The organism is Myxococcus sp. XM-1-1-1 (assembly GCF_020037095.1).
Classification (GTDB): domain Bacteria; phylum Myxococcota; class Myxococcia; order Myxococcales; family Myxococcaceae; genus Myxococcus; species Myxococcus fulvus.
In genome coordinates, this window is record NZ_JAIQDH010000013.1 from 13516 (window position 1) to 33907 (window position 20392).

21 protein-coding genes and 1 pseudogene are annotated in these 20392 nt (G+C 69.5%); 11 read left to right on the forward strand and 11 right to left on the reverse strand.

Translation table 11 applies throughout. The annotated features are described in order from the left end of the window. Window positions 1-20: 20 nt before the first annotated feature. Together K8640_RS23860 and K8640_RS23865 are read right to left on the reverse strand one after the other, a co-directional pair. Window positions 21-1760 (reverse strand): M1 family aminopeptidase, encoded by a 1740-nt coding sequence (locus K8640_RS23860; RefSeq protein ID WP_223749154.1) that lies wholly within the window; start codon window positions 1758-1760, stop codon window positions 21-23. Window positions 1761-1862: 102 nt separating this feature from the next. Next, on the reverse strand, window positions 1863-2699 hold the full coding sequence (locus K8640_RS23865; protein ID WP_223749155.1) for a Hint domain-containing protein: 837 nt from the start codon (window positions 2697-2699) through the stop codon (window positions 1863-1865). Window positions 2700-3188: 489 nt separating this feature from the next. Here K8640_RS23865 and K8640_RS23870 point away from each other — a divergent pair, with 489 nt between their 5' ends. Continuing rightward, entirely contained in the window at window positions 3189-5213 is a 2025-nt protein-coding gene (locus tag K8640_RS23870; protein WP_223749156.1) for a neutral/alkaline ceramidase, read from the forward strand. On the opposite strand, the gene K8640_RS23875 is transcribed toward K8640_RS23870, so the two are convergent. Next, the gene (locus K8640_RS23875) at window positions 5200-5499 is read right to left on the reverse strand and encodes a PilZ domain-containing protein (RefSeq protein ID WP_223749157.1); all 300 of its coding nucleotides are present in this window, start codon (window positions 5497-5499) and stop codon (window positions 5200-5202) included. The two genes, K8640_RS23870 and K8640_RS23875, sit on opposite strands and share 14 nt — an antisense overlap. A gap of 429 nt (window positions 5500-5928) precedes the next feature. On the opposite strand from K8640_RS23875, the gene K8640_RS23880 reads away from it, so the two are divergent. After that, a complete protein-coding gene (locus K8640_RS23880) occupies window positions 5929-6702 on the forward strand; it encodes an SDR family oxidoreductase (protein ID WP_223749158.1) in 774 nt (257 codons plus the stop codon). Between the two features lie 71 nt (window positions 6703-6773). On the opposite strand, the gene K8640_RS23885 is transcribed toward K8640_RS23880, so the two are convergent. Both K8640_RS23885 and K8640_RS23890 read right to left on the reverse strand, forming a co-directional pair. Then, entirely contained in the window at window positions 6774-7643 is an 870-nt protein-coding gene (locus K8640_RS23885; protein WP_223749159.1) for a hypothetical protein, read from the reverse strand. 196 nt (window positions 7644-7839) lie between these two features. Further along, window positions 7840-8901, reverse strand: a complete 1062-nt coding sequence (locus K8640_RS23890; protein WP_223749160.1) for a DNA ligase — start codon at window positions 8899-8901, stop codon at window positions 7840-7842. A gap of 303 nt (window positions 8902-9204) precedes the next feature. Between K8640_RS23890 and K8640_RS23895 the strand changes: the two genes are divergently transcribed. Beyond that, window positions 9205-9690, forward strand: a complete 486-nt coding sequence (locus tag K8640_RS23895; protein ID WP_223749161.1) for a gluconokinase — start codon at window positions 9205-9207, stop codon at window positions 9688-9690. A 2-nt stretch (window positions 9691-9692) separates the two neighbouring features. Here the strand turns inward: K8640_RS23895 and K8640_RS23900 are convergent, their stop codons facing one another. After that, window positions 9693-10280, reverse strand: a complete 588-nt coding sequence (locus tag K8640_RS23900; protein ID WP_223749162.1) for a cysteine hydrolase family protein — start codon at window positions 10278-10280, stop codon at window positions 9693-9695. A gap of 77 nt (window positions 10281-10357) precedes the next feature. On the opposite strand from K8640_RS23900, the gene K8640_RS23905 reads away from it, so the two are divergent. From K8640_RS23905 to K8640_RS43205, 5 genes and pseudogenes are all read left to right on the forward strand, one after another. Then, a complete protein-coding gene (locus K8640_RS23905; RefSeq protein ID WP_223749163.1) occupies window positions 10358-11335 on the forward strand; it encodes a GlxA family transcriptional regulator in 978 nt (325 codons plus the stop codon). A gap of 382 nt (window positions 11336-11717) precedes the next feature. Beyond that, window positions 11718-12311, forward strand: coding sequence for a hypothetical protein (locus K8640_RS23910; protein ID WP_223749164.1), 594 nt, complete (start codon window positions 11718-11720; stop codon window positions 12309-12311). Between the two features lie 75 nt (window positions 12312-12386). Then, entirely contained in the window at window positions 12387-12689 is a 303-nt protein-coding gene (locus K8640_RS23915; protein WP_223749165.1) for a hypothetical protein, read from the forward strand. A gap of 36 nt (window positions 12690-12725) precedes the next feature. Next, window positions 12726-12821, forward strand: a pseudogene (locus K8640_RS23920) (hypothetical protein); the annotation flags it as partial. A gap of 154 nt (window positions 12822-12975) precedes the next feature. Beyond that, entirely contained in the window at window positions 12976-13200 is a 225-nt protein-coding gene (locus K8640_RS43205; RefSeq protein ID WP_267698274.1) for an SMI1/KNR4 family protein, read from the forward strand. Here the strand turns inward: K8640_RS43205 and K8640_RS23930 are convergent. Next, window positions 13174-14154, reverse strand: a complete 981-nt coding sequence (locus K8640_RS23930; protein ID WP_223749167.1) for a LysR family transcriptional regulator — start codon at window positions 14152-14154, stop codon at window positions 13174-13176. The genes K8640_RS43205 and K8640_RS23930 overlap by 27 nt on opposite strands. Window positions 14155-14276: 122 nt before the next feature. Here K8640_RS23930 and K8640_RS23935 point away from each other — a divergent pair, with 122 nt between their 5' ends. Together K8640_RS23935 and K8640_RS23940 are read left to right on the forward strand one after the other, a co-directional pair. Then, a complete protein-coding gene (locus tag K8640_RS23935; protein ID WP_223749168.1) occupies window positions 14277-15293 on the forward strand; it encodes an NAD(P)-dependent alcohol dehydrogenase in 1017 nt (338 codons plus the stop codon). Window positions 15294-15453: 160 nt separating this feature from the next. Next, a complete protein-coding gene (locus K8640_RS23940; protein WP_223749169.1) occupies window positions 15454-16281 on the forward strand; it encodes a glycosyltransferase in 828 nt (275 codons plus the stop codon). 19 nt (window positions 16282-16300) lie between these two features. On the opposite strand, the gene K8640_RS23945 is transcribed toward K8640_RS23940, so the two are convergent. The 3 genes from K8640_RS23945 to K8640_RS23955 form a co-directional block, all read right to left on the reverse strand. Next, entirely contained in the window at window positions 16301-17335 is a 1035-nt protein-coding gene (locus K8640_RS23945) for a phosphotransferase (protein ID WP_223749170.1), read from the reverse strand. Window positions 17336-17403: 68 nt separating this feature from the next. Continuing rightward, window positions 17404-18030, reverse strand: a complete 627-nt coding sequence (locus K8640_RS23950) for a phenylalanine--tRNA ligase beta subunit-related protein (RefSeq protein WP_223749171.1) — start codon at window positions 18028-18030, stop codon at window positions 17404-17406. Window positions 18031-18112: 82 nt separating this feature from the next. After that, window positions 18113-19072, reverse strand: a complete 960-nt coding sequence (locus tag K8640_RS23955) for a helix-turn-helix domain-containing protein (protein WP_223749172.1) — start codon at window positions 19070-19072, stop codon at window positions 18113-18115. Between the two features lie 165 nt (window positions 19073-19237). Between K8640_RS23955 and K8640_RS23960 the strand changes: the two genes are divergently transcribed. Next, complete coding sequence (locus K8640_RS23960) at window positions 19238-19714, forward strand: hypothetical protein (protein ID WP_141328899.1); 477 nt, start codon at window positions 19238-19240, stop codon at window positions 19712-19714. A 56-nt stretch (window positions 19715-19770) separates the two neighbouring features. Here K8640_RS23960 and K8640_RS23965 read toward each other — a convergent pair whose 3' ends face one another. Then, window positions 19771-20310, reverse strand: coding sequence for a hypothetical protein (locus K8640_RS23965; protein WP_223749173.1), 540 nt, complete (start codon window positions 20308-20310; stop codon window positions 19771-19773). Window positions 20311-20392: the final 82 nt, after the last annotated feature.

Genomic DNA, 20392 nt, shown 5'->3' on the forward strand with positions numbered 1-20392 from the left:
GGCTCCACTCCTTGAAGGAATCAGAACAGCCAGCGCGGGGGGGCCGGCTCGGCGTCGAGTCCGAGGAAGCGGCGGTTCACCACGCGGTTCTCGGGGTCCACCGTCACCTGCACCACCGGCTCCGGGAAGGGCACCGTCACGCTCAGCGTGTCCGACTGCGGCGACAGCCCGTAGTTCAGCGTCACCCGCCTGCGCTCGGTGGCGCCCTCGACGAGGACGTCCACGGAGACGGGGTAGCGCGTGCCGGATACGGAGCGCTGGACGGCGGTGAGGGTCAGCTCGCCTTCCTCCAGCGCATGGCTCACCTCGAAGAAGGGCCAGTCCGGGTCTCCGCCGCCGTACACCCACGCGTCGAAGTACGGCCCCAGGTCCTCGCCGGACGCCTGCTCCAGCGCGGCGCGCAGGTCCGCGACGCTCCGGTCCCCGGGGACGGACAGGAAGTTCTTGATGGCCTGCAGGACGATGTTCTCGCCCAGCAGCGGCTCCAGCTGGAGGAACAGGAGCATGGGCCCGGTGCCGTAGACGTCCGACGCGAAGGAGAGGAAGACGGGGGCCGGGTCGTCCTCGGGCTGCGGGTAGTACGCGGCGGTGCGCGCCAGCCGGTCCCAGTACGCGCGCGTCTGCTCGGCCTCGCCCGCGGGGCGGCCCAGGCGCTCGTAGCGGTACGTGAGGTACTCGGCGATGGCCTCCTTCCACACGAAGTCGAACGGGCTCGACAGCGTGGTGCGGTTGCCCGCCCACTGGTGCACCACCTCGTGCATCAGCGTGTGCATCGTCATGTTCGCGTAGTCGCGCCGGAGGTCCGGCAGGTCCTCGCGCAGGATGAGGTTGGCGGGGTGCTCCACGCCCAGCCACTCGGTGGGCGCGCCCGCCACGCGCAGCTCGGTGCCGTACGGCAGCGGGCCCAGCTCGCCGATGACCCAGTTGAGGTACGCCTTGACGTCCGCGGCCACCAGCGACGAGGCGAGCTTGCCGCCGGCCACCTCGTGGAAGACGACCTTGAACTTGCTGGACTGCTCGGTGAACGTGCTCGAGCGCCACGCGGGATTGGAGGCCACCGCGAAGGACGAGTACGTGGGAGCCTGGGTGAGCCCGGTCAGCGTGCACTTCGTGGTGGTGCTGTCGGGGCGCGTCAGCTGTCCCGGGCACAGCACCCGCTCGCCCGTCGCGTGCTTCACGGTGAAGACGTACTGCGTGAGCTGGTCCGTGCGGTCGTCGCATGGGCCGAAGCGGTCGCACGACTCCACCCAGCTCAAGAGATACGAGAAGGTGTTGCCGGCCCTGTCCGTGCGGCGCGAGAAGCCCACCTGGGTGAAGTCGTACGTCTCCAGGGGCACCGTGTAGCGCGCCTCCAGCTTCACCTGGCCCGCGAACTGGCCGCGGCCGCAGACGCGGATGCCCTGCTCGGTGGACTCCGAGCGGGTCGGCTCGGCGTCGTTCCAGCGCAGTCCCGTGAGCCCCTGGGGCGCGTTCACCACGAAGCAGTCACCGCCCGGCGGCGCGACGTCCAGGTACAGCGTGGACTTCGCCTCGCCCGTCTGCGTGGCGAAGTCGTACTCGTAGCGGGTCACCCGCGCGGAGAAGTCACCCTCGGGCCACAGGGGCACGAACGGGTGTGACTGCGCGTCGAGCGCGTCGAGGGCGCCCTCCGGCTCCACCGTGGGGCCACAGCCGAGCGCTCCGAGCGCCCACAGCCCCCAGACCACCCGTGTGAGAACACCTGCCAGCGGCTGCGCGGACCATCCTGGGATGCTTCGCATGGCGTCCTTGTCGTGAGGTGACGAGCACGATGAAGCGCGAGAGCCCCGACCCGAGCCCCCCTGGGGGGCCCTCGCGCAGGTCCAGACAGGGTGTGCGCGGGACTACAGGCCGTCGACGCTGGCCTCGTCACGCACCGACAGCCGGTAGTGGTCGTCCGCCCACTCGTTCTGGAAGCGCACCGAGCCCGTCAGCAGGCCCTCCACGTCCAGCACGTTCTCGATCTTCTCCTTGCTGAGCGGCTGCACGTTCCAGGTGGTCCCCTCGTAGCGGAAGACGGAGACGTCCTGGAGCTCCACCTTCTCGCCGCGCACGCCGAGCAGCACGTCGCCCGCCTGGAGCGTCTTGGCCTTCACCATCTCACCGGTGGCGAGCACCATGGGGTGCTCGGACGTCACCTCGACGCGGCGGCCGTCCACCGTCTGCAGCGCGAACACGTCCTCCACCGTCTCGCCGGCGACGAAGGCGCGGATGGCCTGCTCGCCCGTGGTGGGCGCCACCAGCGAAGCGTCCTTCGTGAGCGCCGTCACCGTGCGCACGCCGGACGCATACGCATCCGCGATGGGCCAGTACTCACCACCGAAGGACACCTTCTCCCTGGCCGTGTAGCAGCCCGTCACGCACGTGCCCAGCTTCACCAGTCCGGCGATGCACGGCGCGTTCTCGTCCGCGGGGATGAAGAAGGAGCACGTGGCCGTCGGGCCCGTGGCGGCGAAGGAGTAACAGCCGCTCGCGTACACCTGGTACTCGCCCTCCGCGTTCAGGAAGTCCCGCTTGGCCTGGGTGATGTAGCCGCACCGGAAGGACCAGTTGTTGCGACCCTGCGACAGCGTGTACGTGGTGAGCTGGTCGTCGGTGAAGCAGCGCGTGGACAGCTGCGCCGACGCCGTCGTGGAAAGCACCGCGCACGCGAGGACAACCAGATACGACAGTCGCTTCATGGCTCGCTCCTGGAGGCTGGGGCTGCTGGGTTTCGCTGCCCCGGGATATATCGAGGGTTCACTCGCAGTAAAGTGGATTCCCGCCGAACATGGGATTCCTGGCGACGAATGTTGGCTGTTATTGATTTGCAGTGTCTGCTGATAATTCCATCCGCGCGTCGCGGTGCGGGGTGGAGTGTTCGCGGCTGAAAGCCCTGAATCCACGGGGGCTTGTGTGGACTCCTGGTCGGATACGGGCGGGGCCTGCGGACGTGCGGGCGTCTCAGGGATTGCCGCAGGTATGCCTTGCGCGGGTCAGGTGCGGGTGGGGCCCGGTGGGGGGCTCCATGACTGCCATTGGGTTGCACTGGCAGTGTGGATTGCGTGTGGCGGTGGGGCGGAGTGTCATCCTCTGACGCGAAGTGGCTGGACGGGGGCGGACGGACGCGCGAGTCCTTATGACGAGGCTCCACCCTGGCGAAGGCGACCTCGGGCGCCTTGGAGGAAGGCATGCGCGTACACCCGGTCCGGCTGGTGCTGGCATGGGTCCTGGTCTGGGGGACGGTGGCCTGGGGCGCCGCTCCGGGCACGGGGCCCGGGGACTGCGAGGGCAACACGCGCTTCCTGGTGGGCGCGGGCCTGGGGGACATCACCGGCCCCGCCGCGGAGGTGGGGATGATGGGCTACGGGCAGCTCTCGCAGCAGACCGCGGGGCTGCACCAGCGGCTGCGCTCGCGGGCCTTCGTCATCGTCTCGCCGTGCAACGGGCGACGGGTGGCCATCGTCAGCGCGGACCTGGGGATGATGTTCCAGGCGGTGAAGACGCAGGTGGTGGAGCGGCTGCGCGCCCGCTTCGGCGCCGTGTATTCGAATGACAACGTGCTGCTCGGCGCCACGCACACGCACTCGGGGCCGGGCGGCTTCTCGCACCACACCTTGTACAACCTGACGACGTTCGGCTTCGTGCCGCAGAACTTCGAGGCCATCGTCTCCGGCATCGTCACGTCGATTGCCCGGGCCCACTCGCGGCTGGGCGAGGGGACGCTGCGGCTGGAAGCGGGGGAGCTCGTGGGGGCCAGCCGCAACCGCTCACCGGAGGCCTACCGGCTCAACCCGCCCGCCGAGCGCGCCCGGTACGCCCACGACGTGGACACGCGGATGACGCTGCTGCGGCTGACGCGCGCGCAAGGCGGCGACGTGGGGCTCATCAACTGGTTCGCCGTGCACGCGACGTCCATGGGCAACGACAACCACCTCATCAGCGGGGACAACAAGGGACTGGCCTCGTACTGGTTCGAGAAGGCGCATGACAAGGGGGACACGTTCGTCGCGGCCTTCGCGCAGGCGAACGCGGGGGACGTCACGCCCAACATCCTGGGCGGCACGAATGGCGGTGGGGCCGACGACTTCGAGGACACGGAGCTGTCCGCGCGCAAGCAGCACGACTTCGCCGCGCGGCTGTGGGCCCGGGCCACGACGCCGCTCGTGGGGGGCGTGGACTTCCGGCACACCTTCGTGAAGATGGACGCGGTGGACGTGGCGCCCGAGTACGCGGATGGGAGGCCGCGCCGCACGTGTCCCGCGGCGATTGGGCTGTCGATGCTGGCGGGCGCGGAGGACGGGCCCGGCTATGGCGTGGAGGGCGCGTCGTGCGCCGTCATCCATGACTTGTGGAGCCAGTTCACCTGCGCGCTCACCACCACGCCGTGTCAGGGCGAGAAGCCCATCGTGCTGGAGATGGGCGCCATGCTGCCGCACCCGTGGAGCCCGGACGTGTTGCCGCTGCAGTTGGTGACGGTGGGGCCGCTCGCGCTGGTGGCGGTGCCGTTCGAGGTGACGACGATGGCGGGGCGGCGGCTGCGTCGGACGGTGCTGGAGCGGCTCTCGCCCCGGGGCATCACGGAGGTGGTCATCGTGGGGCTGGCCAACGACTACGCGGGCTATGTCGCCACGCGCGAGGAGTACGCGCGCCAGTCCTACGAGGGGGCGTCGACGCACTTCGGGCCGTGGACGCTCGCGGCGCTGCAGCAGGGGTTCGATTCGCTCGCGGTGGGGATGCGCGAGGGGCATCCGGTTGCTCCGGGGCCCCTGCCCACGGACCTGCGCTTCATCCAGGCGAGCCTCCAGCCCGGCGTGGTGTACGACGACAAGCTGCTCTGGGTGTCGTTCGGCGACGTCATCACGGACGCGAAGGCGTCGTACGCGCGCGGGGACTCGGTGAAGGTCACGTTCTGGGGCGCGCATCCGAAGAACGACCTGCGCCTGGAGGGGACGTATCTGCGCGTGCAGCGCAAGGGCTCCATCGGCGCGTGGGTGGACGTGGCGGATGATGGTGACTGGGAGACGCGCTACCGCTGGGAGCGCGAGAGCTGTGTGCCCACGCTGGGGTGCTCGCACGTCACGGTGGAGTGGCACATCCCGCGCGACGCCGCGCCGGGCACGTACCGCATCCTCCACGAGGGCGAGTGGAAGTCCGGCTGGGATGCGCGCGTGCGCCCGTACTACGGCGCCTCGCGGGTGTTCACGGTGAAGTGACGGCGTCCTCTGGGGCGTGGGGCCGGGAGAGCAGCTCGCGCAGCCGGGGAGGCGTGGGTTGGAGCTGCACGCCGATGCCCGCCGTGGAGCCCCAGGTGCGGGCGTGCGCGGTGTCGACGTGACGCACCACCTCGCCCTCGCAGGTGAAGTCCTCGCCGTCCAGGCGCAGCGTCAATGACAGCCGTGTGAAGAGGGGAGGGAAGGGCTCCTCGCAGCCGAGGAACAGGCCGCCCTTGCAGACCTCGACGCGGTGGGCCTCGAGGCCCTGGGGATGCTGGATGCGCACGTCACAGGGGGCGGGAGTCCGCGTGATGGGGCGATGGGGGCTTGTGCGCGAGGTGGCGTGACGACGCGCGGCGGGTGGGCATGGCAGTGCATCGGAGTGTTCCGACAGGCAGCGCTCGCAGTGCATGGTCACCTCGCTCGGGGGCTCCCGCGGGGGCGGAAGGGGCGACACCTGGCTGTATACCGGGTGCGGGAGCCGGTGTGACGAGGCCTCCGGGGCAGCACGAGTGGGATGACGGCTAGCGCACAGAGGGGCTCTCGGGGCCTGGCCCGCATGGGCGGGGGCGTGTCGGCTGCGGGACGTCTGTCTCGCTCGCCCAGCGCATTGAGGCAGCGGGGTGAAGCGCGGAGGCTCGCGGCGGTGATGGGACGTGCCCCGTCATCCACTGCCACCCGACGGGCAGTGCGCTTGTTGGAGAAAGGCCCATCCATGAGCATCCATGGTCTCGAAGGGAAGAATGTCCTCATCGCGGGGGGCGCCAAGAACCTGGGCGGGTTGATGGCTCGCGACCTGGCGCGACATGGGGCCAAGGCGGTGGTGATTCACTACCACGACGCGAGCGCGAGGAGCGCCGCCGAGCAGACGCTGCGTGCCATCGAGGCCGCGGGGGCCAAGGGGGTGGCTCTCCAGGGAGAGCTGACGAGCGCCCGGGGGATGGAGCAGCTCTTCGCGGAGGCGAGGGCCGCGGTGGGCAGGCCGGACATCGCCATCAATACCGTGGGAAAGGTGCTCAAGAAGCCCATCGTCGAGACCACGGAGGCGGAGTTCGACGAGATGAGCGCGGTGAATGCCAAGACGGCCTTCTTCTTCCTCAAGGAGGCGGGGCGGCACCTGAACGACAACGGCAAGGTCTGCACGCTCGTCACGTCCCTGTTGGGGGCATACACGCCCTTCTACGCGACCTATGCGGGCATGAAGGCCCCCGTCGAGCACTTCACCCGGGCGGCCTCGAAGGAGTTCGGCGAGCGGGGCATCTCCGTGACGGCGGTCGGCCCGGGCCCCATGGACACGCCCTTCTTCTACCCGGCGGAGGGAGAGGACGCGGTCACCTACCACAAGACGGCGGCGGCGCTGTCGAGGTTCTCCAAGACGGGCCTCACCGACATCGAGGACATCGTTCCGTTCATCCGGTTCCTCGTCACCGAGGGCTGGTGGATGACGGGCCAGACGATTCTCGTCAACGGTGGATACACCACGAAGTAGTCGCCGGGAGTGGGATGCGAGTCGCTCACCTTCGATGGAGGCGAGCGACTCGGGCCCGACGGGGGATGCCGTCAGGCGCTCTCCGGGGATGACCGCGACACGGGCTGTCGCTCCAGCAGTCGCTGGTAGGCGAGCACCAGGACGAACTGGTGCAGGCTCACCGACGCCATGACCATCAAGGTGGCGACGAGGTTGGCGGCGAAGGAGAAGGGCGCCGGCAGGTGCTCCGTCGCGTCGGTGAGGAGGGAGCCCACGGTGTCCGAGAGGGGCATGAGGATGAGCACTGGGAGCAGTGCGCTGAGAAGCCTCCTGCGATGGCCTCGGACGAGTTGATAGGAGAACCGGAGCGCGGCGAGTGGACCTTTGCCGTCCACCGCGACGGCGGCGGGGGCCAGGCTCGTGCAGAGCGCCATGTAGACGCCTGGCAGCACGAGGAGGAACGAGCCCCCCAGGACGACGAGGAACGTCAACACGTACGTCAGGAGCAGGAGGGGGATGCGCCCGAGGACGACCCATGGGGAGCTGACGTCCGGGGCTGGCAGCCCGGCCTCCTCGCGCAGCCGCCGGGTCACCGCGCGCATGAGGAGGATGCTCAGGCCGAGCTCCGCCGCGACCAGGGACGTGATGCCGGGCAAGGTGCTCTGGGTGAGGTGGAGGAGGGCCCCGGAGCCCATGAGGCAGAGCCACTGGAGGATGAAGAGCCCCGCCAGGAGCACCCGGTGCTGGAGCAGGAGCGAGCAGGCATCTCGCAGGAGCCGCGTGGGGGCCATGGCCGTCGGGTCCTCCCGAATTCGACGTACGCACGGCGCGCAGCGGGCGGCCTCCGGGTGGGCGCGACAGCCGGCGCAGCCGAAGCTGCCACACCGGTCGCAGACGAAGACGGAGTCCTCCAGGGGATGCACGGCACACGTGGGCGCGATTTCGGAGGCGGCGGACGACATGGGACGGCTCGGGGCAAGAGGTAGCCCGGGCCGCTCGCGCGCCCTCGGGCGCCGCCACCCTATGAACCGGGGTCCCTGCGCACCGGTCCTCCTCCGGAGGCTCGCCCCTAGGGGCCGCTCCGCCCATCCGCGAGCGGACAGGGCCCGCGTGGGCCCTGTCACCCCGTGGAAAGACTCCCGTCGGTGCGGGCGGCGCTCAGCCCTTCGCCTTGAAGGGCGCCGCGTCGATGCGCACGCCGATGTACGAGGGGAAGCGCGGCACGCCGTCGTTGGACAGCTCCTGGTAGCGGAACGTGATGAGCGTGCCGAGGGCCGGCGGCGAGGCGCGCTCCGCGTCGGAGAAGCCCGTGCCCACGCTGAAGCGCTTGCCGTTGCGCAGCTCCACCTCGAGCGCGCCCAGCCGCCCCTTGTGCCGGCCCGCGCCCGCGACATGGCCAATCACCACGGCCTCGTCATCCTTGAAGCTCTTCACCTTCAGCAGCGTGTGCGAGCGGCCCACCTCGTAGCGCGAGCCCGGCTGACGCAGCATCAGCCCCTCGCCGCCCAGGCCCTCCACCCGCTCCAGCTCCGCGCGCAGGTGCGCCGTGCCCTGGCAGCGCTCGTGCGGATGCCACCGCGCGTACCCGGGCTTCGTGTCATCCACCCACTTGCGACAGTGCTCCAGCCGCTGCTCGAAGGCCGCGTCCACGCTCGGGGCGTCGAACACCACGAAGAGCAGCTCCTTCCAGTCCTGGCTCTTGTCCTGCCGGCGCACCACGCTCACCGTGCGCTGGAAGCGCTTGCGGCCACCGAACAGCTCTCCGTCCAGCGGGAAGTCCGGCAGGCCCGCGGTGAACCAGTCCGGCGCGAAGAACTCGTTGCCCAGGCGCGACCAGAAGCGCTTGCCATCCCAGTACGCGCGCACGCCGTCGAGCTTCTCGCTCATCCACCAGTCCGTGAGGTCCACGTCGTTCTCCCACGGATGGGCGAGCAGGAGCGGTGGAGCCTTCTCGGTGGCGTCCTCGCCGGACTCGGACTCCTTCGCCGTCTTGACGCGGGTGGCCTTGGGGAGGGCCTCGGCGCCGCCGACGCGGGCGGCTTCGGCGTCCTCACCGCGCAGCTTGCGCAGGTGCTTGCAGGTGCGCCGCTCGATGCCGATGGACTGGTTGCGCCACGCGGGACAGGAACACGAGTAGACACCTCCGGTGTTCTTGAGGATGTAGGGCTTGGCGCCCGAGCCCTTCATCTCCGCCTGCTCACCGTCCGCGAGGTCCGCCACTGATATCCCCTCCGTGCCGCGTGTCCTCGCGGCGACCGTGAGGAGAATCGTACCCCTGGGGTCTGACGTTTCCCAAGCACGGTGGCGGTGTGGCGCCGTGTTCCGCGCGCTGGACCCGCGACGTTGGACGGGTATCCGGAGTTCGACGGGGCGCCACGGGGGCAGGCGGGCGGCCCGGTGTCGCGCGTGAGGGGCCCGCGGGACGTGGAGAGGTGGTCATTCGACGCGCGAGGCAGTGGCGGACGGGCGGCAGGCGTCGCACCATGTCCGGAGGTCCACGTTTCATCGAGGAGGCGTCACGGGATGGTGGTCATCGTCATGGGCGTCTCGGGCGCCGGCAAGTCGACGGTGGGGCGCGCGCTGGCCCAGAGCCTGGGCTGGCGCTTCCTCGACACGGACGACCTGCACTCGGCCGCCAACGTGGCGAAGATGGCGGCGGGCATCCCGCTGACGGACGAGGACCGCTGGCCCTGGTTGGTGGACGTGCGCGGTGAGCTGGAGCGCTCCCTGGCGCGCGGTGAGGACGTGGTGCTGGCCTCGTCCGCGCTCAAGCGCACCTATCGCGAGAAGCTGGAGGTGGACCCGGCGCGGACGCGGTGGGTGTTCCTGCACGCGCCGCGCGAGGTGCTGGCGCACAGGCTCGCGCAGCGGCACGGGCACTTCATGCCGCCGGAGCTGTTGGCCAGCCAGCTGGCGACGCTGGAGGTGCCCGAGCAGGCGCTGCCAGTGGACGTCTCGGTGCCGCCGGAGGAAGTCGTCGCGCGCATCCGTGAGGGCCTGAAGCTCTGACGTCAGCGCCCCGCGCGGGCGAGGAAGTCGGACGTGCCCTCCAGCTTCGCGTAGGCCATGCCGAGCGCGGCGAGGAACGCGGCGTGGACCTGGGGCGCGGGCACGCTCACGCCGTTGAGCTCCAGGGCGCGGGCGGCGCAGGCGTCGTGGAGCACGGTGACGGAGTAGCCGAGGTCCGCGGCGGCGCGCACGGTGGTGTCCACGCACATGAGGGTCATCATGCCGGTCACCACGAGGTGTTTGATGCCGAGCGCGCCCAGCTGCTTCTGGAGGTCCGTCTCGCGGAAGCTGTTGGGGTAGTGCTTGAGGATGACGCGCTCGTCGGGGCGGGGCGCGACGAGGGGGTGGGTCTCCGAGCCCGGGGTGTTGGGGAGGAAGAAGGTGGCGCCGGGCTGCACGGAGATGTGGCGGACGTGGATGACGGGCAGGCGGTGCTGGCGGAAGTGGTCGAGGGCCGCGCGGGCCTGGGTGGCGGCGGCGTCGGCGCGGTCCAGCTCGGCGCGGCCGCCGGGGAAGTAGTCGTTCTGGATGTCGATGAGCAGCAGGGCGGTGGTGGGGTCCAAGGGGTCCTCCATGGGGTGGGGCTTCATGGGATGGAATAACCAGACGGGATGCACGCGACGAGTGCCTGGATTGACAAAATCCGGGCGGAAAACGACAAGCGGCCATGGCGTCGTCTCCCACACGAATCGCGGTGTTGTCGCTGGAGGGGTGTGTGGCCTCCAGCGTGATGGGGCCGCTGGACGTGTTCGCGATGGCGAACCTGTTGAGCCGGGACGTGGGGATGTCGGAGCCGTTCGTGGCGGAGCTGGTGTCGCCGGGTGGGCGGCCCGCGAGGAGCTTCCACGGGCTGGAGTTGATGGCGGCGCGGGTGCCGGAGCCGGCGGAGCGCTTCGACGTGGTGTTGGTTCCGGCGATGGTGGGTGGATTGGAGGAGGTGTTGGGGGAGCGGGTGCTGACGCGGTGGTTGAAGGCGCAGCATGCGAGAGGGGCGAAGCTGGCGGCGGTGTGCGCGGGTGCGTTCGTGTTGGCGGAGACGGGGTTGTTGGAGGGGCGCGAGGCGACGACGCACTGGGGGTTGGCGCAGCGCTTCGCGGCGAGCTATCCGGGGGTGAGGCTCAAGCCGGAGCTGTTGTTGGTGGACCAGGACGACGTGCTCACGGCGGGAGGAATCACCGCGTATCTGGACCTGTGTCTGCATCTGGTGGCGAAGCAGGCGTCACCGGAGCTGGCGGCGTTGTGCGCGAAGATGTTGTTGGTGGAGCCGGGGCGCAGGTTGCAGGGGCCGTACGCGGTGCACTCGGCGCCGAGGGACCACGGGGACGCGACGGTGCTGCGCGCGCAGGAGTGGCTGGAGGCGCACTACCAGGGCCCGGTGACGCTGGCGGAGGCGGCGGAGGCCGCGAGCCTGGGCGCGAGGACGCTGCTGAGGCGCTTCCAGAAGGCGACGGGGGACACGCCGCTGGACTACGTCCAACGCCTGCGCGTCGAGGCGGCCCGGCGGATGCTGGAGACGAGCCCGCGCACCGTGGAGGACATCTCGCAGGCCGTGGGCTACGCGGACACCACGTCGTTCCGGCGACGGTTCAAGGCGCGCACGGGGCTGACCCCGGATGCGTACAGAAGACGGTTCGCGCTGCGGTGAGCCGCGTCTGGGGTAAGGTAGACCCCGTCTGGTCGGGGCTGTCCAGGTCCGGCCCGAGATGCGGGCTCCCAACACCGATGCAAGGCCACGTCAGTCTGGCGGTGGCCAATGGTGGTCTGGTGCGACCCGGCTCGTCATTGAACCTCGTCTTCAGCGCACGCGGCTGGCTTGGTGCAGGGGGGCGCTTGACCGAGTTCGCGAGGGCACATGAAATCGAGCCATGCGCTTAGCAATCGCCGTCTGCATCTGCCTTCCACTCGCTATGGGGTGTGCATCTCCTGAGAGGGAAAGACGGGCGCAGCGACTTGCGGCGATTCGCGCCCTGAATACTCAGGGTGCCGCATGGCGGAGTGCTGAAGGGTTCCAGGCGACAAGATGGGGGATGACGCGCTCAGAGGTTGTCGCTGTGCTGGGGCCGAGAGCAGCTGTCGAAGACGGCAAGGTGGTCGCCGATATCGTGGTGGCTGGTTATGAGGCCAAGGTGTACTGCTCGTTCGCGGGCGGACGCCTCTCAGATGTCTCTTTGTGGCTCCCATCACTCGCTTCGGCACGAAGCTCGTATGCCGACATCAAGGGGCTCCTCTCGAGCAAGTATGGAAGGCCAGCTCGGGAGAGGACGACGGATACCGTCATCGATGACCTTGAGACCCTTCATGTCCTGCGGCAAATCGGCGACTCGCTCAATCAGTCCGCACGACTGGCTTCGGGAGTCCGCTCCGCTCAGGACAGCACTGCTGCTGCCATCCACAGTGAAGGGACATCCATGCGTGTCGCGATGGAGAGGGACCGACTGCTGAAGTCGCCGTTCGAAGCCAGGGCTGCGTGGGCTACTGGCGAAACGGTGGTGACGCTCGCATTGACGCAAGAGCGCGGCGTAGGGGCTGATGTGCTCGTGAGGTACCGCAGTTCCATTCTCTGGAAGGAAGCGGCGGCACAGAGGCGGGTGGAGCAGGCCCGCAGGGCAGCGGACTTCTGACCGAGAAGCAGTCGGTTTCTTTGCTGGAGCCTGCCAGTTCACCCTTCGTTGTCGTCCACCCACTGGAGCACTGGAATGAGCAATCATGAGTGGAGCGAGGCTGACGATATCGTCGCCTTCTATCTCTATCGATTCGGTACAGCCCTGCTTCCGTGTGACATGGCTGCCATCGCGGAGCAACGAGGAATCAAGCTGGGAAGCATGAAGATGCGGATCAGCAACTTCAAGGCGTACGCGGGCGCAGGTCGTCTGGGGAATATCGCGCGACAATCCGCGCAGGTCTTCGAGCGGTACAAAGACACTCCTGAGCCTCAGCTCCGGGACAAGGCATTCCCTGAGTGGAGTGAATCGACGAAGACTGGAGTCGGATTGAAGTAGTCGAACAGCGTGGGACTGGGACTACCGTGCGCAGCCATGTTGCAGTTCGTACAGACGCTCGAAAGAGGGCCCCCATTGGATGAGGACACGGTCCGCGCCTTCGAGGCGTCGCACGGCTTCCAACTCCCAGGCGAGTACCGAGACTTCCTGCTCGCCACGAATGGGGGCGCCCAGTGCGGGACCTCTTCAGTGTCGAAGGTCTTCCTGGGGGGCGTTGGTTCGTGTCCACCTGTTCTTCGGTCTCAACGACTCCATCGAGTCGTGCAATCTGGACTGGAACCTTCGCGTGTTCGAGGAGCGCATTCCGACGAAGCTCCTTCCCATCGGGACGACAGAGGGTGCCGACAAGATCTGTCTAGCCGCCGGAGGCGATGCTCCGGGCGGCGTCTTCTTCTGGGATGCTTCCGCGCAGGCCGATGGGAAGCAGCTCTTCTTCATCGCCGAAGACTTCGGTGCCTTTGTCGCGTCCCTTCAGGCGGACGACCTATCTCCCACGATTGCCATCTCGTGACGGGGGCGCCGCCCGCGGAGAGCGCGAGCGCCGTTTCCCACGGGCCTCTCCGGCGGACAGAGTCTCGGGGATGCGCGCGGCGAGCAGGTCGATGGCCGCGCGGACCTTCGAGGGCAGGTGCTTGTTCTGCGGCCACACGGCGAAGACTTCATTCCCGTGTCGTCCCTCTTCCTGAAGCAACAGCGTCAGCTCTCCCTTGCTCAATCGCGGCGCGACCAGCCAGCAGGGCAGCCACGCGAGCCCAGCGCCCCTCACCGCCTCGTCGGTGATGGCTTCCAGGTCATCGAAGCGCAGTCGCCCTCGCATCGACACCAGCCGCTCACCTCCCCGTGGGTCCGGGAACCGCCAGGGCTTGGTTGTCCCCTGTCGTCCGTAGAGCACGGCCTCATGCTTCCCCAAATCCTCGAGGGACTTGGGTCGACCACGTCGCGCCAGATACGCGGGTGACGCGCAGACCACCATGTTCTGCACGCCCAGTCGCCGCGCCGTCAGTCCCGCATGGTCCGACAAGGGCGCGACCCGAATCGCCAGGTCGAACCCCTCCTCGATGAGGTCCACCACCCGGTCGCTCACGGACAGCTCCACCTCGAGCCCCGGATGCTGTCGCGCCAGCTCCCCCAGCAGCGGCGCCACGCAGTGACGACCGAACAGCACCGAGGCCGTCACCCGCAGCCGCCCCGTGGGCGCGCGATGCCCCGAGTCCAGCTCCGCCTCCGCCGCCTCCAGCTCCGCCAGCGCCCGCACGCACCGCTCGTAGAAGACCTGCCCGTCCTCGGTGAGCCCCTGCTTGCGCGTGGTGCGCAGGAACAGCCGCGCCCCCAACCGCTCCTCCAGCCGCGCGATGCTCTTGCCCACCGCCGACCGCGACAACCCCAGCCGCTTCGCCGCGAGCGCGAAGCTCCCCGCCTCCGCGGCCTGCACGAAGGTCAGCACTCCACTCAGCCGGTCCGTCACGACACGCCTCCCATTGGCGAATTCCTGTCTCCAGTGAAGCCTCCAAAGCTCTCCACTGGGGACCTTCCCTCCCCCGTATATCCCCCAGGCCCTCGAATGGCATGACCCTGGAGACAGCAACGATGGATGGCGTGATGAAGCGGTGGGAGCTGCGCAAGCCGGGCCGCGTGAACCTGCAACTGGCGAGCGTGCCCATTCCCCAGCCCGGCGCGGGCGAGGCCCTGGTGCGCGTGTCCGCAGTGTCCCTCAACTACCGCGAGAAGCTCTTCCTGGACGCAGGCGGATACTCCGACGTCCCGTGGCCCTTCGTGCCCACCTCCGACATGGCGGGGGAGGTGGTGGCCACCGGCGCGGGTGTCTCGCGGGTCCGGGTGGGCGAGCGCGTGCTCGCGGCCTTCAACACGGACTGGGTGGACGGCCCACCTCCTCGCGCACCGCGAGCCCTGGGAGGGAGCGTCCCCGGCGTGTTGTCCGAGTATGTCGTGATGCCCGAGGGCTGGCTCGTCACCGCGCCCAGGACGCTCGATGATGCCCAGGCCAGCACGCTGCCCTGCGCGGGGCTCACCGCGTGGACGGCCCTGGTGGAGCAAGGTGCGCTCAGGCCCGGACAGACGGTGGTGACGCAAGGCACCGGGGGCGTGTCGCTGTTCGCCGTGCAGCTCGCCTCCGCGCTCGGCGCGCGCGTCATCGTCACCTCGGGAGACGACGAGAAGCTGGCTCGCGCGAAGACGCTGGGCGCGGCCCATGGCATCCATCGTCGCCGCACCCCCGACTGGGAGAAGGAGGTGCTGGAGCTGACGAGCGGACGTGGCGCGGACCAGGTGCTGGAGCTGGTGGGCGGCGACAACCTGGGGCGCTCCGCCAGCGCCCTCGCGTCAGGCGGACGCATCTCGCTCATCGGCGTGCTGGAGGGCTTCGACATGCGCTTCCCCGCGCTCCCGCTGCTCCGGAGCCACGGCATCATCCAGGGCGTGCTCGTGGGACACCGCCGGGGACTCGAGGACCTGGTCCGCGCGGTGGACACGCTGCGCGTGGCGCCCGTCATCGACGCGACGTACCCGCTGCGCGACTTCCCCCAGGCCCTGGCGCACCTGGACCGGGGGCCGTTCGGCAAGCTGGTCATCCGCGTCCGCGAGTGAGCCGGAGGCCAGGGCCCGGGAGGGCCTCATGCCGATGAATCGTTGCTCACGATGCAGTTCGTCGGCCTCACCCCTTTCCCTTCACGCGCTGGACGCAGGTAGGGTTCGGGGACTCTGCCGGCCGGGGCGAGAGGTTGGCCGCATGAGAGGTGGTGGGTTCGTGAGACTCGCCGGATTCGTCATTCATGGAAACAATCAGGACACGCTGCCCCGGTGCCTGGAGAGCCTGCTGGCGGTCTGTGATGACGTCGTGGCCGTGGACTCCATGTCCACGGACGGTTCCTCGGACATCTCCCGGCGCATGGGGGTGAGGTCCGTGTCGATGGCCTGGGAGGGATATGGCGCCGCCCGGGCCGCGGCCGTCGCCTCGCTGAGGCCCTCCGATTACGTCTTCTTCCTGGACTCGGACGAGCACCTGGACGCAGACGCCGTGCGAGCCATCGTCGGCTGGAGAGAGAGCCACCCGCGCGAGGCCGTCTACCGTCTGCCCTTGCGCGACTGGGCCGAGGTCGACGGTCATCGCTTCCTATACCGCACGCACTGGCGCTCGCGCCTCCTGCGCAGGGAGGTGGCCGCCTGGCGTCCGGAGATGATTGTCCATGAAGCGCTGCCTCGCCGACGTGCACAGCGGCTCCAGGCGTTCATCGAGCACCGGTTCGCCACGTCCGTCTCCCTGCGCTCCGCCAAGGAGCACCGCTACGCGCTGCTCTGGGCGGTGATGGCGTTCGTGGAAGGGCGCACGTCCAAGCCCGCGTCGCTCCAGCGCCCCGCGCACCTCCTGCGAGATGGCCTGCTGCATGGAGCGCTGTGGCGCGGCGGATGGAGGGCGCTGAAGCTCGCCTGGGTGGTGGCCGGATACCACGTGGCGAAGTACCGCTACCTGTGCGAGCTGAAGCAGGGCCGCCATCCCGAGCTGGTCCAGGCCTTCAAGGAGCGACGCTTCGGCGAGCTGTTCCAGCGGGTTCACGCCCTGCGGCTGACCCCATGACACCCGAGGTGGCGCGCGCCTACCGGAACGCGGGCCAGGTGAACGAGCCGGTCCCGGCCCAGCGCTCCGCCAGGCGCTCCTCGAGCGCATCCAGGGTGCGCGACAGGGCGGGAATCGGGTCCACGTCCTCCCGCAGCGCCCGGGCGCGAGCGAGGTGACGCAAGAGGGCGGCGCGCTCGGAGAACCCGGGCGCCCACTCCCTGTCCCGCTCCAGCGCGCGAGGCGACATCCACTGGAACATGTTCACCGTGCGCGCGGTGGCGAGCAGCGCGCGGGCGCGCAGCCATGTCGCGTCGATGCGCGCCGCCTCGCACGAGGGCGCCAGGGTGATGCGGTACGTGACGTCCGCGCGCGTGATGAGCTCCTCGGGCAGCGGCACCACCAGCAGCCACATCAGCGCGTCGTACAGCGCGTGGCGCATGCCGCAGTACTCGAAGTCGAGCAGCCGCGGGCCGCTGGCCGTGAACAACGTGTTGCCCGGGGCCATGTCCCCATGCGTGAGCGCGAGGAACGGACCGGGCTCGGCCAGCTCGCGCGCCACGTGCTCCAGGTCCTCCTGCGTCCCCGGCTCCAGCTCCGCGTCGACCGCGTCCGTCCACCGTCGCAGCCGGTCCACGTGCTCCAGCAGATAGCGCGCGTTCTCGATGCGCACGCGCCCGGGCCGAGGGCTCAGCGCATGGCGGAGCATGTCGAAGTCCCCATGCAGGCCCCAGGTCCGCGCGTGGAGCTGCCCGGTGAGGCGGGCCACGGCGAGCAGCCCGCCGATGGCCGCCTCCGGGTCGTCCCCCTGGAGCAGGTCCTCCAGGGTGGGGCCGAGGCCCAGGTCCTGGAGCACGAGCAGCCGCGAGTCGACGCTGCCCGCGATGAGGCCCGGGGCGATGGTGAGGTTGTGCCGGCCGAGCAGCTCCAGCCCCGCCCACTCATCCAGCCCGAGCACCAGGTCCTGATGGAAGTGCTTGAGCACGACGCTGGTGACGTCTCCGCCGCGCACGCGGGCGCGCACGACGTGGCAGCGCGACTGGGTCCGCAGGACCTGGGGCTCGGTCAGCAGCACGGGGCGTCCCCAGGCCGCGGAGAGCGAGCGCGCGCCATCGGCGAGCAGCCGCGCCAGGTCCAGGGCGCTCAGGGGAGTCGCTCCACGGTGGCGCCGGCTCTCTCCAGCAGCTCGCGGTACCACGCGAAGGCCCGCGCGGTGCGGTCTCCCAGGGCCTTGGCGCCCCAGAGCACGGTGAGCGTGCGGCGGGTGTCCGCGTTGGTCTTGGTGCGCTGCGCGTCCTTCACGGCGTTGGCGCACGGGCCCTCGGCGTCGAAGAGGCACAAGAGGCCCGCGAGGTCGATGGTCTGGCCGGAGGCATTGAAGACGTACTGGGCGCCCTCGGGCGCGATGCCGACGCGGAACGGCTGGGTGGCGCGGTCCAGGTCCACGACGCTGATGGGCAGCCCGCTGTGCAGCGACACCGCGTTGCACGCATCCACGGCCGTGTTGATGCTGCCGAGCGAGCCATCCCCCGCGGCGCGCACCAGGTACTCGGAGGCGGGCTTGCCCCGGCCCGTGGGCTTGTAGCCGCCGTGGCGGAGCATGTCGCGCACGGCGCCGCGCACGGTGTCGTCGCTGGAGAGCGGCGCGGCCGCGTCCGACCTCAGCAGCGCCACCAGCCACTGCGGCGAGGGCGACGCGCCCAGCGACGCGGGGAAGGTGGTGGTGAAGCTCAGCGTGTCCAGGGACGGATGCGGGTCGACGGTCAGCACGGCGGGCCACTCTACGCCACCCGGCGCGCCCGTGCTGGGCTGGGAGCGCGCCAGGGCTTGTTGGCAAGGACCTCGGCGAGCGTCATGCCCGCGGTCGGGCGTGTTCGTGACGCCAGTCCCGGGGCGTCATGCCGTAGGCCTTCTTGAACGCGCGGCCGAAGTGCGTCAGGTCCACGAAGCCCCAGCTGAAGGCGATGTCCGCGATGCCGCGCGCGTCCATGTCGGGGTCCTCGAGCGCCTGGCGGCAGCGCTCCAGGCGGCGCGAGAGGACCTGGCGCATGAAGCTCTCGCCGCCTTCCGCGAACAGTCCATGCAGGTAGCGCGTGGACATGCGGAAGTGGGCGGCGGCCGTCGCCGGGCTCAGCGAGGGCTCCGCGAGGTGACGCTCGACATAGAGGCGGAGGGCATGTCGCCGGGCCTCTCGCACGCTCGCGGCGTCGGTCTGGAGGGTCCGGCCCTGGGTGTTGAAGGCCAGGGCGAGCAGCTCGAGCAGGTTGTCCGAGACGGAGCCCGCGACGGGCTCGGCGAGCTGGTTCACCGCGAAGGCGCGCAGGTAGGCGGAGACCAGGGCCCCGACGCCCTCCTGGGTGTGGAGCACGCTGCCCACCAGGTCATCCGGACGTGAGAGCCGTGGCCGCAGCGTGGAGTAGGGCGCCACGATGACGATGCGGCGGTAGTCCGCGTCGAACGAGAGCTCTCCCGGTCGGGTCCCATCGAAGAGCTCCACGTCACCGGGGTGGGAGTACCGCTCCTCGCGTCCCTGGCGCAGCCGGCAGACGCCCTCCACCTGCATGCAGAGGTAGTAGCACTCGCGCGGGGCCCGGGCGATCTCCGGCTCCCCCCGATAGACGCTCTGGGCCGAGGAGTGCAGGTACGTCACGCCCAGCGGTCCTGCGTCGTGATGGTCGAGCCGCCCGAAGAAGGGACTGGAGGAGGACTTGTGCTCCGTCCTCAGTCCCAGGAGCACCTTGCTCGCCAATTCCTGCCAGTACTCATGCCGCTGCTGCTCGGAGACCCCGTCCGTCGAGAAGACTGTGCGCAAGTGCCGCCCCCAGATGTCGTGGCACGCATCCTCCCACCCACCTCCGACACTCCCAGCGCCCACGGCCGAATCCCCGTGCACCCTCGGCCGAGCCCCCCTGCCGCCCATTCCCTATACCTGCCTCCGACCGACACCGATGCTCGGTTCCTCTCAAGGAGAGTCTTCATGAAGCAGTTCCTCGCAGCGTTTGTGCTTTCGTTGGCCGTCGCGACCCCCGCCATGGCGCAGCATGATGGGCCGTTCGCCGACACGGACGCGCTGGTGAGCTATTGGTCGGCGCAGGACACCCAGAGCTCGCTGACGCAGATCTACGTCAATGGCAAGCGCGTGTACCAGCGCTCCGGCTTCGGGCCGGCCTTCGTCAAGGAGTACTTCGATTGCCACGACGGCTCCGGCATCAAGTCCTTCTGCAACAACATCTTCGACGGCTACTTGACCGTGGAGGGCACGTACGGGACGTACAGCCCCGGGCTCGCCGTCTACCTCGACGGCGTGCTGTATCGCTCGGGCAGTCCCTTCTCTCGCGTGGACATCAAGACCTGCTACGGCGACGCGAGCTATTACGGCCCGGTGAGCTACTACATCGTCGAGAGCGTGATCGACGGCTTCGGCCCGCCGTATCCGGGCAACGACTGCTTCTGACCCATCGTCCCGAGCCGCGCCCGTCCTGTGCCGGAGGGGCGCGGCTGTCGGGCCGCTCAGTCGGGTTCGGACAGTCCGAAGTAGTGGGACAGGTAGTCGCCGAAGCTCTTGTACTTGAGCCAGAACTCGAAGCGGTTGTGGCAGCCGAGGACGGGGTACTCGCCGCGACGGTTCGCTTTGTGGAAGAGCAGCAGGTGCTCCTGGCTCCCCGAGGGCAAGAGCTCCAGGGCGAGCGCGTTCACCATGGTGGGGTCGGGCAGCAGGTCCACCCAGGCCTGGACCAGCTGCTCCTCCGTGAAGGACTCCGCCGCCGGCGCGTGCTTGGTCATGGCCCGGGACCAACCGGTGAGGATGTCCCGCAGCGGTCGGACCTCCAACTCGGGTGGGGTGCCTTTCGCCAGGCGAAACCAGCTCGCATCGAAGGCGAGCCACTCGCGGAGGCTGGGTGGGAGTGGACGCGCGTCCGGGAGGGTGAGCGCGTTGATGGACTGAGCGTCGAGGGGACGCGGGGCCTGGTGCTGGTGGAACCAGCCCTTGCCGCGTCCGCCGTGTTGCACCAGGTGTTCGATGACCTGCTTCGTCGCGCTCAGGTTCATGACGGCCTCGCTCTACTTCGGAACGCACGACGAGGGGAGAGGGTCTCGCGTGAGTTGCTCCTCGCGCGGCGTGAGCGTGGAA